Annotated in this window: 13 protein-coding genes and 1 pseudogene; 9 read left to right on the top strand and 5 right to left on the bottom strand. The window is 73.7% G+C overall.

The annotated features are described in order from the left end of the window. Positions 1-5: 5 nt before the first annotated feature. A pseudogene (locus tag ACIRRH_RS10330) lies at positions 6-626 on the bottom strand (SRPBCC family protein); the annotation flags it as partial. A 172-nt stretch (positions 627-798) separates the two neighbouring features. On the opposite strand from ACIRRH_RS10330, the gene ACIRRH_RS10335 reads away from it, so the two are divergent. Beyond that, positions 799-1461, top strand: a complete 663-nt coding sequence (locus ACIRRH_RS10335) for a TetR/AcrR family transcriptional regulator (protein ID WP_403064553.1) — start codon at positions 799-801, stop codon at positions 1459-1461. A gap of 256 nt (positions 1462-1717) precedes the next feature. Here ACIRRH_RS10335 and ACIRRH_RS10340 read toward each other — a convergent pair whose 3' ends face one another. Then, positions 1718-2041 (bottom strand): plasmid stabilization protein, encoded by a 324-nt coding sequence (locus ACIRRH_RS10340; RefSeq protein ID WP_403064556.1) that lies wholly within the window; start codon positions 2039-2041, stop codon positions 1718-1720. Positions 2042-2324: 283 nt separating this feature from the next. On the opposite strand from ACIRRH_RS10340, the gene ACIRRH_RS10345 reads away from it, so the two are divergent. After that, positions 2325-3848 carry a threonine/serine exporter ThrE family protein gene (locus tag ACIRRH_RS10345; protein WP_403064559.1) on the top strand — a complete coding sequence of 508 codons (1524 nt, stop codon included), beginning with the start codon at positions 2325-2327 and terminating at the stop codon, positions 3846-3848. Positions 3849-4012: 164 nt separating this feature from the next. Next, complete coding sequence (locus ACIRRH_RS10350; protein ID WP_403064562.1) at positions 4013-4168, top strand: DUF6131 family protein; 156 nt, start codon at positions 4013-4015, stop codon at positions 4166-4168. Positions 4169-4250: 82 nt separating this feature from the next. Here ACIRRH_RS10350 and ACIRRH_RS10355 read toward each other — a convergent pair whose 3' ends face one another. Then, the gene (locus ACIRRH_RS10355) at positions 4251-4604 is read right to left on the bottom strand and encodes a hypothetical protein (protein ID WP_403064565.1); all 354 of its coding nucleotides are present in this window, start codon (positions 4602-4604) and stop codon (positions 4251-4253) included. A 242-nt stretch (positions 4605-4846) separates the two neighbouring features. Here ACIRRH_RS10355 and ACIRRH_RS10360 point away from each other — a divergent pair, with 242 nt between their 5' ends. The 3 genes from ACIRRH_RS10360 to ACIRRH_RS10370 all read left to right on the top strand — a co-directional run bounded on the left by ACIRRH_RS10360 (position 4847) and on the right by ACIRRH_RS10370 (position 7768). Further along, the gene (locus ACIRRH_RS10360) at positions 4847-5488 is read left to right on the top strand and encodes an L-threonylcarbamoyladenylate synthase (RefSeq protein WP_363383679.1); all 642 of its coding nucleotides are present in this window, start codon (positions 4847-4849) and stop codon (positions 5486-5488) included. A gap of 175 nt (positions 5489-5663) precedes the next feature. Next, positions 5664-7376 (top strand): cytochrome c oxidase subunit I, encoded by a 1713-nt coding sequence (gene ctaD, locus ACIRRH_RS10365; protein ID WP_403064568.1) that lies wholly within the window; start codon positions 5664-5666, stop codon positions 7374-7376. Continuing rightward, positions 7373-7768, top strand: a complete 396-nt coding sequence (locus tag ACIRRH_RS10370; protein ID WP_403064571.1) for a cytochrome c oxidase subunit 4 — start codon at positions 7373-7375, stop codon at positions 7766-7768. Before ctaD ends, ACIRRH_RS10370 begins: the two co-directional genes overlap by 4 nt. Here the strand turns inward: ACIRRH_RS10370 and ACIRRH_RS10375 are convergent. Together ACIRRH_RS10375 and ACIRRH_RS10380 are read right to left on the bottom strand one after the other, a co-directional pair. Further along, entirely contained in the window at positions 7734-9443 is a 1710-nt protein-coding gene (locus ACIRRH_RS10375) for a cytochrome bc complex cytochrome b subunit (protein WP_403064574.1), read from the bottom strand. The genes ACIRRH_RS10370 and ACIRRH_RS10375 overlap by 35 nt on opposite strands. Before the next feature lie 126 nt (positions 9444-9569). Next, positions 9570-9992 (bottom strand): SsgA family sporulation/cell division regulator, encoded by a 423-nt coding sequence (locus ACIRRH_RS10380; protein ID WP_403064577.1) that lies wholly within the window; start codon positions 9990-9992, stop codon positions 9570-9572. A gap of 254 nt (positions 9993-10246) precedes the next feature. Between ACIRRH_RS10380 and ACIRRH_RS10385 the strand changes: the two genes are divergently transcribed. The 3 genes from ACIRRH_RS10385 (at position 10247) to ACIRRH_RS10395 (ending at position 12861) form a co-directional block, all read left to right on the top strand. Then, the gene (locus tag ACIRRH_RS10385; RefSeq protein ID WP_403064579.1) at positions 10247-10831 is read left to right on the top strand and encodes a hypothetical protein; all 585 of its coding nucleotides are present in this window, start codon (positions 10247-10249) and stop codon (positions 10829-10831) included. 94 nt (positions 10832-10925) lie between these two features. Beyond that, positions 10926-11492 carry a GNAT family N-acetyltransferase gene (locus ACIRRH_RS10390; protein ID WP_403064582.1) on the top strand — a complete coding sequence of 189 codons (567 nt, stop codon included), beginning with the start codon at positions 10926-10928 and terminating at the stop codon, positions 11490-11492. Between the two features lie 169 nt (positions 11493-11661). After that, positions 11662-12861, top strand: a complete 1200-nt coding sequence (locus ACIRRH_RS10395; RefSeq protein WP_403064585.1) for an enoyl-[acyl-carrier-protein] reductase FabV — start codon at positions 11662-11664, stop codon at positions 12859-12861. Positions 12862-12984: the final 123 nt, after the last annotated feature.

Raw genomic sequence — 12984 nt, forward strand, 5'->3', positions numbered from 1 at the left:
TCCTGTGCACGGGCCTCGGCGGTGGTCTTCAGGTCGTGCAGCCAGCCTTCGAGGCCTTGGCGGAGGATGGCGGTGGCGGCCGAGGCGTTCGCGTCGACCTGGGGGCCGGTGTGGGTCTCCTCGGTGCGCACCAGGACGCCGCCGGGCACCTCGGTGAAGTTCCACACGTGGACGCCGTCGATCCGCAGCCTGGTCGCGACCGCCGGGCCGGTCCAGCGGATGCAGGAGCCGGGCCGCAGCTGCCGGACGGTGGAGGTGATCTCCAGGCTGGGGTCGGCGGACGAGGGGTTCGGGGGCAGAGGGGTGGTCCAGCGGAACGCCGAGCCCCGGTGCAGCGGGCCGCTGTCGAGGCGCTCGGCGCTCTGCACCGGGGCCTGCCAGTCGGGCCAGCGCTCCACGTCGCTCTGGAGCCGCCAGACGGTGCGCAGTGGTGCGTGGATCACGGTCTCGGTCCGGTAGCGGACGCGGGCGTCGGGGTCGACGCCCGCCCCGTGGCAGGTGAGCGAGGAGCCGGAGCGGTGGGCGGTGGCGGCCCCGGCGGGCGCCGCGGTGGCGCCGAGCAGGCCGAGGGTGAGCGGGACGGTCAGGAGGGCGGTGCGGATGCCGGTGCTGCGGGTGGCGGACATGGGACTCCCCATCACTGGTCGGCCGTCGGGACGGCACGGACGCCGCGAGCTAGATGCTCACGCCTTCGTGAGAAGTTGTAACTCTCCAAGAGCTGAGAGGTCAACGGGTTCCGTGATAACTTCTAACGGAAGCGTGAGTGTGTAGTCGGATGACTCGGAGAGCGGGCAGGTCATGGCGAGGACGGACGCGGGCACCCCGCGCGAGCGCTACCGGTCCCAGGTGCGCGAGGAGATCAAGGCGCACGCCTGGGAGCAGATCGCCACGGCCGGCGCCTCGGCGCTCTCCGTCAACGCGATCGCCAAGCGGATGGGCATGAGCGGCCCCGCGCTCTACCGCTACTTCGCCGGCCGCGACGAGCTGATCACCGCACTCGTCCGGGACGCGTACCGCAGCCTCGCCGACACCCTTGGCGCGGCCGCCGCCGAGGGCGCCGACCTGCCCGGGCTCGCCCACGCCCTGCGCGGCTGGGCCCTGGCCGACCCCCAGCGGTACTTCCTGATCTACGGCACCCCCGTGCCCGGCTACCACGCGCCCGAGGGCACCACGGCCATCGCCGACGAGGTCATGCGGACGCTGGTCGACGCCTGCGCGGCGCTCGCTCCGGCCGGACCGGACGCCGAGGAGGCGCCGTTCGCCACCCACCTGGTGGGCCACCGGGACTGGGCCGGCGAGCAGCCGGCCCCGCCCGAGGTGCTCCACCGCTTCCTGGTCTTCTGGACCCGCCTGCACGGCGTGCTGTCACTGGAGCTCGCCGGGCACTTCACCGGCATGGGCTTCCGGCCCGAGCTGCTCTTCGAAGCCGAGCTGGACAGCCTGCTCGCGCCGCGGTTCTGACCGGTGCTGAGCTGCCGGCCCGGCCGCTCGGCGGCACCGGGCGGCGGCCTCAGCCCTGCCCGGGGTGCGGCTGCGGGAGCGGCGCCGGACCGGGGTCCGGGATCGGTTCCGGCGGCGGGAACGGCGGGATCGGCGAGGGCGCCGGATCGGGCTCGCCCGGCGGTGGCCCGGGATCGGGGTGGGGGGTCGGCCGGGTGTCCGGGTCCGGGGGTATCGGGACGGTCATCGAGGCACCTCCTCGGGCGGAGCGCGCCGCTCAGTAGCCGAGCGCGCTGGCCAGCCGGCGCTTGTTCATCTTCGAACGGCCCTTGATGCCGCGCTGCTTGGCCTCGTTGTACAACTGGTCGTAGGTCGGGCCCTGGGAGCCCTGGTGCGAGTGCCGACCGCCGCGCCGACCGGAGGACATGTCGTGGGTCGAGCTCCGACTGGCGGTCCTCGACTCGCCGTGCCGGGCGCGCTCCTTGTTCACCGTCCGGGCTGCGATCTCCTCGGCCCGCTTCTCGCTCTCGCCCCGTTCGAGCGCGCTCTCCTTGATGTGCTCGTACTGGCGCTCCCGCTTGGGGCTTGATCCGCGGGGCATGACCGACGCCTCCCTTCCTGTGCGGGGTCGTTGCGTAGGCGCGTCTACCCGCAGGCGCCACCGCGAATCCGGCGGTCGGGCCCTCGTGCGGCCGGCCCGTGGGTCCGGCGGCCGGCCGTCCATTCGCCCCGAGGTCGGCACGCGCGGGGCGATGGGGCGTGTACTGCCGGTCGTGCTCCGGTTCGGACGGGTGTGCCCGGTGTGACGCGTTCGCCGCAGCATCACTCCGGGTAATTGACCGGCTGCACACTGGTGACGGAGGGGGTGGGGTCAGGGAGTCGCGATGACGGAACACGAGCAGCTCGGCGCGCAGGCCGGCCCGGAAGAACGCCCCACCAGGCCCGAACGGGTGCCGCCCCAGGCCCCCGCGCCCGGAAGGCGACGGACGGGCGCCCGGCCCGGAACGAACGGCGAGGCCACCGCGGCCCCCTGGCCCGACGCGATGCTGTCGCTGCTGCGCACCCCGACGGCCGACCGGAAGCCCGCGCCGGAGGGGGCAGGCGCAGATCAGTCGGAGGGTGTCGAGCCGGCGCAGGTGCTGGACCTCGCGCTGCTGGTCGGCGAGCTACTGCTGGCCAGCGGTGAGGCGGCCGAGGACGTCGAGGCCGCCATGCTCGCCGTCGCGCGCGCCTACCGGGTCCACCCCTGCGACCCACAGGTCACCTTCACCCGGGTGGCGATCTCGTACCAGCCGGGCCCGTCGGAGCCCTCTCTGACGGCCGAGTGCTCGGTCCGCCGCCCGACCGTCGACTACGCACGGCTGGCCGCCGTGTTCCGGCTGGTCACCGAGATCACCGTGGGTGGGATGGCCGTCCCCGAGGCGCACGGCCGCCTGGTGGCGGCTCGCCGGCGCAGCCGCCCCTACTCCGGCCGGCTGTTCGTGCTCTCCTGCGGGGGGATGGCCGGGGCCGCCACGCTGCTGATCGGCGGCCGGGCCGACGCCAGGGCCTGGCTGGTGTTCGCCAGCGCCCTCGTCGCCGCGCTGCTGGGCGAGCGGTTCTCGGCCCTCGTGGCGCGCCACGACCTCCCGGCGTTCTACCAGTTCGTGGTGGCGGCGGTGCCCGCCGCCGTGATCGGCATCCTGCTGTCGTTCAACGGGCTGCACCTGCGCGGATCGGTGGTGATCACCGGAGGGCTGTACGCGGTGCTGCCGGGGTGGCCCATGGTGGCGGCGGCCCAGGACGGGCTGGCGGGCTTCTACCTCACCGCCGCCGCCCGGCTGCTCGAAGCGCTGTACCTGATGGCCGGCGTGGTGATCGGGGTGATGACGGTGCTCTACGTCGGCGTCAACAACGGCGCCGACCTCGCCGCCCAGGACGTCCCGCCCGGGGCGGTGAACCCGCCGCTGCAGCTCGCCGCCGCGGTGCTGCTCACCCTGGCGTTCGCGGTGCTGCTGAACACCGAGCCGTCCACGCTGCCGGCGGTCCTGGTGAACAGCGCGGCCGGCTGGTCCACGTACGGGGTGCTGGTGAACGCGGGCGGCGAGCCGATCCTGGCCACCGGCCTGGCGGCCGGGCTGGTGGGGCTGTCCGGCCAGCTCATGGCGCGCTGCCGGGGCAGTTCGGCGCTGCCGCACATCACCGCCGCGCTGGGGCCGCTGCTGCCCGGCTCGGTGCTGTACTTCGGGATGCTCGCCTTCGTCCGGGGCGAGCCCGAGGTCGGGCTGAGCGGCATCGGGCGGGCCGGCGCGATGGCGATGGCCCTGGCCATCGGTGTCAATCTGGGGCGCGAGCTGGCCCGGCTCTTCCTGCCCGCGCCCCGGGTGGCCGCACCGCCCCGCCGCCGGGGCGGACGCCACCGGCGCTGACGGGGGAGCGGCGGACCGGTTTGCCCGGGCGGTACCGCGGTACACGCGTGGGGTGTGGAGACGGGTCGGACAGCACCGGCCCGGCTTCCCGGGGACGGCCCCGGCCGGCTCGAGCCGACGAAGCCGCCCCCGTCGACGGCCATCCCTCAACCCCGGAGACCCTCGTGATACTCCTCGGCGTCATCCTGCTCATCATCGGCTTCGTCACCGGCATCTCGATCCTCTGGACCATCGGCATCGTGCTGGCCCTCATCGGCCTGGTCCTGTGGGTCGCCGGAGCGCTCGGGCACGCCGTCGGCGGCCGCCGCCACTACTACTGACACGGCCTGACCCCTGCTCAGCGCCGAACGCCCGACACACCTGATACATCCCGATACACCTGACACGTCCGGGCCGCCCGGTTCATGGGCGGTCCTCGTGCAGTCCGCAGAGCCAAGCCAGTGCCCGGTGGACGCCGAGCACATAGCTGTGGTCCGCCCCCTGGGCACGGACCCGGTGGAGGTGGACGGCGGCGGCCTGGCACTCGGCCAACAGCTGCGCGTGGCCCGGGCCGGTGGCGCCGGACGTGGCGGCAGCCGTGGCGGCTGCGGTGACCGGGGTCGCGATCTGGGCGCCGGCGGCCCATCGGTAGGCGCCGAGCACGCCGTGCTCGAAGCCGGTCCAGGGCCGGGGGCGCCGGTTGACCCTGTCGATCGCGGCGAACACCTCGTCCAGCGGGCGCACTCCCACGGCCGGGACCGTCTCGTCACTGGTCATGTCCGCAACCTACGTCCGCCCGGCACCGCCCGCCCCCGGGGAGGGCGGCCCGGTACGGCGCCGCGGTGCCGTGCCACCCGAGCGGCCGAGGCCGCCGACGATTCCGCCCCTCCCGCTGCCCGGCCAGGGTGCGGCCGGGCAGCGGGAGCGGGACGGGTAGGCTGACCAGGTCGTGTCCGGTCGGAGAGGTGGCCGGGCCGGAGGAACGGTGCGGGCCGGCGGCCCGCCGGTGGAGACCCCTGATGACTCGTCGTTTTGACTGCTCGGACCCGTCGGAGCGCGCAGCCGGGCTGCGCGAGGCCGTGGCCGCGGTGCGCCGCGGTGAGCTCGTCGTGCTGCCCACGGACACCGTGTACGGCGTGGGCGCGGACGCCTTCGCGGCGCAGGCGGTCGACCGCCTGCTGCGGGCCAAGGGCCGGGGGCGGAACATGCCCTCGCCGGTGCTGGTCGGCTCCCCGGAGGCGCTGGACGGGCTGGTCGAGGTGACGGAGCGCGCGCGGGACCTGGTCAAGGAGTTCTGGCCGGGCGGGCTGACCGTGGTGGCCCGCCACCTGGAGTCGGTCGAGCTGGACCTCGGCGAGACCGGCGGGACGGTCGCGGTGCGGATGCCCGCGCACCCGGTCGCCATCGAACTGCTCAACGCCACCGGACCGTTGGCCGTCTCCAGTGCGAACCTGACCGGGCACGAGTCGCCGCAGGACTGCGACGCCGCCCAGGGCATGCTCGGCGACTCGGTGGCCGTCTACCTCGACGGGGGCCCGACCGCGGCCGCCGTGCCCTCCTCGATCGTGGACATCACCGGCGAGGTGCCGGTCCTGCTGCGGGCGGGTGCGATCGGCGCCGAGCGCCTGCGCGAGGTGGTCCCCGGCCTGCGGGAGCGCTGAGCCGGCCGCGGCGCGGCGCCACACCCGGTCGACGGGCCGTACCGCGTGGCGCCCCGGCGGCCCGGGCCGCCGCCGCTAGGGTCGGCGAAGGCGTGCGAGGGCGGGCCCTCCGCCGGGCCGGGGAGGGAGTCGGCGCCGCGACCGGGGGCGTCACCGGCTCCGCTGCGGAGGTTCCATGAGCGCTTCGTCCACCGCGCCGCGGGCGCAGGATCGCACCCGGTCGCGGGTCCGGCAGGGCAGCACGCTGCTGCGCTGGCTGTTCACCACGGACCACAAGGTCATCGGGAACCTCTACCTGGCGACGGCCTTCGGCTTCTTCCTGGTCGGGGGCGTGCTCGCGCTGCTGATGCGGGCCCAGCTGGTGGGGCCGGACACCGGGCTGCTGTCCAACGAGCGGTACAACCAGCTGTTCACCATGCACGGCACGATCATGCTGCTGCTGTTCGCCACCCCGACCTTCGCCGGGTTCGCCAACGCGATCATGCCCCTGCAGATCGGCTCGCCGGACGTGGCCTTCCCCCGGCTGAACGCCTTCACCTACTGGGCCTTCCTGCTGGGCGGGCTGATGGTGCTGAGCGGCTTCCTCACCACCCAGGGCGCGCCCTCGTTCGGCTGGTTCGCGTACGCGCCGCTGAACGGTCCGCTGTTCTCGCCCGGGGCGGGCGGGGACCTCTGGGCGTTCGGGCTGGTGGTGGCCGGCCTGGGCACCATCCTGGGGTCGGTCAACTTCATCACCACCATCACCTGCCTGCGGGCACCGGGCATGACGCTGTTCCGGATGCCGATCTTCACCTGGAACGTGCTGTTCACCTCCGTCATGGTGCTGCTGGCCTTCCCGGTGCTGACCGCCGCGCTGCTCTGCCTGGAGGCGGACCGCAAGTTCGGCGCGCACGCCTTCGACGCGGCCAACGGCGGGGCGCTGCTGTGGCAGCACCTGTTCTGGTTCTTCGGCCACCCCGAGGTCTACATCGTCGCGGTTCCGTTCTTCGGCATCGTCAGCGAGATCATCCCGGTGTTCAGCCGCAAGCCGCTGTTCGGCTACTACGGGATGATCGGTGCGACCATCGCCATCACCGCGCTGTCCATGTCGGTGTGGGCGCACCACATGTTCGCCACCGGCCAGGTGCTGCTGCCGTTCTTCTCGATGATGTCCTTCCTGATCGCGGTGCCCACCGGGGTGAAGTTCTTCAACTGGGTCGGGACGATGTGGAACGGCTCGCTGTCCTTCGAGACCCCGATGCTCTGGTCGATCGGCTTCCTGGTGACCTTCCTGTTCGGCGGGCTGAGCGGGGTGCTGCTGGCCGCGCCGCCGATCGACTTCCACGTCACCGACAGCTACTTCGTGGTGGCCCACCTGCACTACGTGCTGTTCGGGACGGTCGTCTTCGCCACCTTCGGGGGCTTCTACTTCTGGTGGCCGAAGCTCACCGGGAAGATGCTCGACGAGAAGCTGGGGAAGGTGCACTTCTGGATCCTGTTCGTGGGGTTCCAGACCACCTTCCTGGTGATGCACTGGCTGGGCGCCCAGGGGATGCCGCGCCGCTACGCGAGCTACCTGGCCGTGGACGACTTCACGGCGCTGAACGTGTGCGCCTCGATCGGCTCGTTCCTGCTCGGGGTCTCCAACCTGCCGTTCTTCTACAACGTCTGGACCACCACCCGGCACGGCACCCGGGTCACCGAGGACGACCCGTGGGGCTGGGGCCGGTCACTGGAGTGGGCCACCTCCAGCCCCCCGCCGCAGCACAACTTCCACGCGCTGCCCAGGATCCGCTCCGAGTCCCCGGCCTTCGACCTGCACCATCCGGAGGTGCCCACGGACGAGCCGTCGAACGGCACCTCCGGGCGGCCGTCCGGCCGTACCGGCGAGCGGGGGAGCGGGCGGTGAAGGCGGAGGGGTGGCTGTTCGCCGTCATGACGGTGTTCTTCGCGGTGACCGGGCTGATCTACGGCTTCTGGGCCCGGGAGCCGGCCGGCAAGGCGATCCTGACGGTGGCGTTCCTGATGTCCGGCCTGGTCGCACTGTTCTGGTTCGTCCAGCACCAGCGGCTGGGCGGCGGCCGGGCGCAGGACCGCAAGGAGGCCGAGATCGCGGAGGAGGCCGGGCCGGTGGGGTTCTTCCCGGCCCGCAGCGGCTACCCGGTCCTCGCGGCGGTCGGCGTGACGGTCTTCGCCCTGGGGTTGGTCTTCGCCCGGTGGCTGATCGTCCTCGGCGCGCTGGTGCTCGCGTTCGCCGTCGCCGGCTTCATCTTCCAGTACCGCGACCACGACGCGGGCTGAGGCGGCGCAGCAGCCGCCGGAGCGGGCCGCCCCGGGACGGCCCGGGCGCCCGGACGGCCGGGGGAGCGGGGTGGGCCGGGGCGGTGAGGACGGCCGCGACGCGCTCCGACTCCCCCTCGGTGGCCGGGAGTTCGACCCGGTCGCGGTGGTACCAGGAGCTCGCCGCGGCGCGCACCCGCTCGTGCCGCGGTGCTCCCTCCGGGGCGGTCACCGGCTCCGCCGCGGCGCGCGCCAGCAGCACGTACCGCTCGGCCGCGGGCACCGGGCGGTGGTGACCGGAGAAGCCGCCGTCGTGGGACTGGTCGATCCGGCCGGTCTCGTCGCCGTCCAGCAGCCGGGCGCGGTCCCGCGCCTGCAGGGCCAGGCAGAGGCGCCGGGTGAGCATGAAGACCACCGGCGGCAGCACGATCAGCGCCGTCCGCAGCGCCACGGTGAGCGCGTTGACGGAGAGCTCGAAGGTGTACGCGATCACGTCGTTGCCGCCGGCGATCAGCAGCACGGCGTAGACGGTGATCCCGGCGGTGCCCAGTGCGGTGCGGGTGGGCTTGTTGCGCGGGCGGTCGCACAGATGGTGTTCGCCGGTGCCGGGGTCGAGCCACCGTTCGACGAAGGGGTAGGCGTACAGCACCGCGAACAGCAGGCCGGGCACCACCAGGGCGGGCAGGAGCACGTTCCACGACACGGTGTGCCCGAGCACCCTGGTCTCCGCGGCCGGCATCAGCCGCAGCGCCCCCTCGATGAAGCCGATGTACCAGTCCGGCTGCGCGCCCGTCCCGACGACGTCGGGGCGGTAGGAGCCGTACCGCCAGATCGGGTTGATCTCGGCGAGGAAGGCCGACAGCGCCATCACGCCGCCCACCGTGAACAGCAGGCCCACCGTACGGGTCAGGAACTGGGGGAAGAAGGGCATCCCCACGACGTTGCGGTTGGTGCGGCCGGGGGCGGCCCAGTGGGTGTGCTTCAGCGCCACCACCAGCGTCAGGTGCGCCCCGACCAGGGCCAGCAGCAGGCCAGGGACCAGGAGGACGTGCAGGGTGAACAGCCGGGGGATGATGTCGTGCCCGGGGAACTCGCCGCCGAAGGCGAACAGGGTGAGGTAGGAGCCGACCAGCGGCACCGAGAGCAGCACGCCCTCGGCGATCCGCAGGCCGGTGCCGGAGAGGGTGTCGTCGGGCAACGAGTAGCCGGAGAACCCCTCCAGCAGCGCGAGGTTGAACAGCGTCACCCCGATCATCCAGTTGAGCTCGCGCGGGCGGCGGAACGCCCCGGTGAAGAACACCCGCAGCAGGTGCACGCCGATCGCGGAGGCGAACAGCAGCGCCGACCAGTGATGGATCTGGCGGATCATCAGTCCGCCCCGCACCTCGAAGCTGATCCGCAGCGTCGACGCGTACGCCTCGGACACCCGCACGCCGCTGAGCGGCAGGTAGGCGCCCTGGTAGACGACCTCGTTCATGCTCGGATCGAAGAAGAGCGTCAGGTACACGCCGGTCAGCAGCAGCACCACGAAGCTGTACAGCGCGAGTTCGCCGAGCAGGAAGGACCAGTGGTCCGGGAAGACCTTGCGGAGCAGTTCCCGGCCTGCCTCCATGACCGGCAGCCGCCCGTCCAGGTGGGTCGCGACGCGCTCGCCGGCGGACGGCTCGCGCCCGTTCGAAGCCCTGGTTTCGTCCACGGCAGGAACCTAGTGGGCCTCCCGGCGCGCGGGGCGGTCGAGGACCTCGGTTGCCGCGGTGGGCGGTGCCAGAGCACTCCAATGGCGCAACGGGCGCGGTCATCCGTGCGCCGCTCGCCCGGGTGCTCAGTCCTCCGCGAGCAGCCGGGCGAGCGCGGTGTCCACGTCGAGGTGCTCGGACTCCGCGCCGGCCGGCACCAGCCGGAAGGAGTCCGAGAGGAACGCGGTGACCTCCTCCTCCGGGGCGCTGAGGACGGCCTGCTCGCCGTCGGGCCCCCGCAGGGTGATCAGGACCTCGCCCTCGTGCCCCGGGCTCACCCGGACGTCGCCGCTGCCGACCGGGGCGTTCCGGCCCTCGGTCAGCAGCTCGCGGCTGAAGTACCAGCACACCTGGGCCTCGGCCGGTACGCACGCGCAGGGCGTCAGCGGGAACGCCAGGCAGGCCGCGTAGGGCAGGCTCGGGTCGAACCGCAGCTCCGCGACGACCGGGACGTCGGGCAGCGGGCTGTCGGGGAAGGTGACGGGCATCGGGTGGGCGGGCATCTGCATCGAACGACCCTCCTGTGGCCGTGGCGCCGGTCCCGGGTGGGCCGGCGCCCCTGTCCGGCCCCTACCCGGTGCGCGGCGGCGCAGTCGACGGGCACCCAATCTCCACAACTAGCGGTTGGGGCCGGGGCGTTCGTCCGGAGAAGGGAGATGGGCAGCCCCGGGCCGGGACGGCCTGCGCCCATCGGGTCCCGATGGGCCTGCCGGGCCGCGGCGGGGAGGTGACGCGGCCCCCTCGGCCGGGGCATCATCGCGGGATGACGACGATCAGGACCCGGCGGGGGCGCCTCGGCATTCCGGCACTGGCGGCGCTCGCCGTGCTGGCGGCGGGGTGCGGGACGAAGCACGTGGACACCGCCCAGGGCGCGGGCACCGGCACACCGACGAAGGCCGCGACCACGACCCAGGGAAAGCCGGTCGACTTCCCCTGTCCGGGCGAGACCCCGACCCCGATCCCCACCCGTACGGCGAGCCCTACGGCCCCGCCCGCGCTGCCGCTCGACCACTACGCCGAGAACAACGGCTTCAAGGTGCCCATCCCACTGCACGGCCAGAGCCGCTGCGACGGACTGGCCGCCGTGCAGCGGATCAAGGAGGCGCTCGAACCGCTGCGCATGGGCAACGACTACACCCCGGACAGCACCCGCGCCCGGCTCACCGGCCTCGGCTACCCGGCGGAGAAGGTGCAGGTGTACGAGAACGGGCGGACGACCGTCGGGTTCATCGTCCAGGCCACCGGGATGTGCCTGACCGGGACGATGATCCCCGACTCCACCAGGGCGGAGGCCTTCTCGGGCTACCCGGACCACAACGGCTGCGATGTCCCCCGCGGCGGCCACTGACCCTCACCGGGTGGACGGCGTGGGGCAGTTCACCCGCGGGGTGGTCCACCGCGGGTCGCTGGGGCGGGCGCCGAGGGAATGGAGCACGGCCGTCATGGTGCGACCGAGGAACGTCATCGAGCGCGGAGACCTCGTGCTGCGACGCTGGCGGGGGCAGGAGGACTTCGCGGCGGCCTTCACGCTGATCGAGGAGTCGCTGGACCACCTGCGGCCCTGGGAGCCGTGGGTGGCCCGGCACGACGAGGAGCACACCCGCGCCCTGCTCGGCAGGTGCGACACCTGGTGGGCGAGCGGCGAGGTGTACAACTACGCGATCGTCGAGGACGGCGCCCCGGTCGGCATGTGCCAGACCGCCCGCGCGGCCGAGCCCGGCGGCCGCCGCGTCGGCTACTGGCTGCACCCCGCCGCCACCGGCCGGGGCCTCGCCACCCGGGCGGTGGCGGCGCTGGCCGAGGAGACGTTCACCCTGCCGGAGGTGGCGTACCTGGAGATCGTGCACGACCGGGCCAACACCGCGAGCGCCGCCGTCCCGCGCCGTCTGGGCTTCACCGAACTCCGGCGGGAGCCGGCCGCACCGCCGGTCGCCCCGGCCGGCAGCGGGATCGCGGTGGTCTGGCGCCTGGACCGCCCCGAGCGTGCCGCCGACCCGTCCGCACGGTGACCGGCCTTCCGGTTAGCCGAAGCAGAACACCCGCCGCAATGACGACCTCCGACAAGTACGGGCCGCATCTTCCGTGACGGCATGGCAGAGGCGGTGCCCGACGGCGCGGATAGGCTCCGGACGACCGACACCTTGATCACGATCTCCGGATCGGAGAGGGCGCCACCGCGTGAGCATCCAGCAGATCACCCCCAAGCAGCGGGGCTACCTGATCGTCAACTCCCACCCGGCCGGGAGCGGGGCCACCGTCGACCGCCAGTGGCGGCGCATCGAGCCCACCGCGCCGGCCGGTCGGGCCCCGGTCGCGCTGGTCCTCGGCGCCAGCGCCGGATACGGCCAGGCGCTCCTGCTCGCCGGGCTGCGCCGCCAGGGCATCCGCGGCATCGGCGTCGCCTACGAGACCGCCGCCACGGAGCGGCGCACCGCCACCGCCGGCTGGTACCGCACCGCCGCGACCTCCGCCCTGGTCGAGCAGGGCGGAGGCGACTTCACCTTCGTCAACGCCGACGCCTACGCGGACGCCACCCGCGCCGAGGTGCTCAAGCTCCTCACCGAGCGCTACGGCCCGGTCGACTACCTCGTCTACTCGCTCGCCTCACCGCGGCGCACCGACCCGGCCACCGGTGAGGTCCACCACTCGGTGATCAAGCCGCTCGGCTCCCCGTACACCTCGCCGTCCCTGCTCTTCGAGGACGGCGCCCCGCAGATCGGCACCGTCGACCTCACCCCGGCCGACGAGGCCGAGCGGACGGCGACCGTCAAGGTGATGGGCGGCGAGGACTGGCGGCTGTGGGTGCGGGCGCTGGCCGACGAGGACCTGCTCGGCCCCGGCTTCACCACCGTGGCCCTGTCCTACGTCGGCTCCGAGATCACCGCGCCGGTCTACCGGCAGGGCACGATCGGCGCCGCCAAGGAGCACCTGGAGGCCACCGCCCGGCAGCTGCAGACCGGGCTGCTCGCCGACCGCGGCCGGGCGTTCACCGTCGTCGCCGGCGCGGCCGTCACCCAGGCGTCCACCGCCATCCCCTCCATCGCCCTCTACACCTCGCTGCTGCGCAACGTCCTCGGCGAGGACGGCTGGCGCACGACCGACGACCAGGCCGTGGACCTGTGGGAGCAGCTGACCGGCGCGAAGGAGCTCACCCTGGACGGGCGGGGCCGCATCCGCCTGGACGGCTGGGAGCTCGACCCCGCCGTGCAGGACCGGGTGCGGGAACTGTGGGCCGACCCGGCGGCCGCGCTGGCCGCCGACCCGGCCGGCTCCGCCTGGTTCTACAACCAGTTCCGGCAGTTGTACGGCTGGGACGTCCCCGGCGTCGACTACACCACGGGGGTCGAGACCTCGATGCCCTGGCCCGGGCGGCGGTAGCCCGAGCGTCCGGGGCCCGGGGCGCGGCACGCCGTCAGCGGGCGGGTCCGGTCCGGCAGCCGGACGACGAGCGCGGCCGGCAGGTCCGCGCACCTCGCCGGTCCGCCCACCGCCTCGCCCGGT

Origin of the sequence: Kitasatospora sp. NPDC101235 (genome assembly GCF_044767505.1) — a bacterium.
Taxonomy (GTDB): Bacteria; Actinomycetota; Actinomycetes; order Streptomycetales; family Streptomycetaceae; genus Kitasatospora.

What these genes read in the sequence shown, in the direction of transcription:
- ACIRRH_RS10355 (WP_403064565.1), bottom strand. Translation starts at nt 4,604, where the DNA reads ATGACCAGTGACGAGACGGTCCCGGCCGTGGGAGTGCGCCCGCTGGAC.
- ACIRRH_RS10335 (WP_403064553.1), top strand. Translation starts at nt 799, where the DNA reads ATGGCGAGGACGGACGCGGGCACCCCGCGCGAGCGCTACCGGTCCCAG.
- ACIRRH_RS10390 (WP_403064582.1), top strand. Translation starts at nt 10,926, where the DNA reads ATGGTGCGACCGAGGAACGTCATCGAGCGCGGAGACCTCGTGCTGCGA.
- ctaD (WP_403064568.1), top strand. Translation starts at nt 5,664, where the DNA reads ATGAGCGCTTCGTCCACCGCGCCGCGGGCGCAGGATCGCACCCGGTCG.
- ACIRRH_RS10380 (WP_403064577.1), bottom strand. Translation starts at nt 9,992, where the DNA reads ATGCAGATGCCCGCCCACCCGATGCCCGTCACCTTCCCCGACAGCCCG.
- ACIRRH_RS10340 (WP_403064556.1), bottom strand. Translation starts at nt 2,041, where the DNA reads ATGCCCCGCGGATCAAGCCCCAAGCGGGAGCGCCAGTACGAGCACATC.
- ACIRRH_RS10385 (WP_403064579.1), top strand. Translation starts at nt 10,247, where the DNA reads ATGACGACGATCAGGACCCGGCGGGGGCGCCTCGGCATTCCGGCACTG.
- ACIRRH_RS10360 (WP_363383679.1), top strand. Translation starts at nt 4,847, where the DNA reads ATGACTCGTCGTTTTGACTGCTCGGACCCGTCGGAGCGCGCAGCCGGG.
- ACIRRH_RS10345 (WP_403064559.1), top strand. Translation starts at nt 2,325, where the DNA reads ATGACGGAACACGAGCAGCTCGGCGCGCAGGCCGGCCCGGAAGAACGC.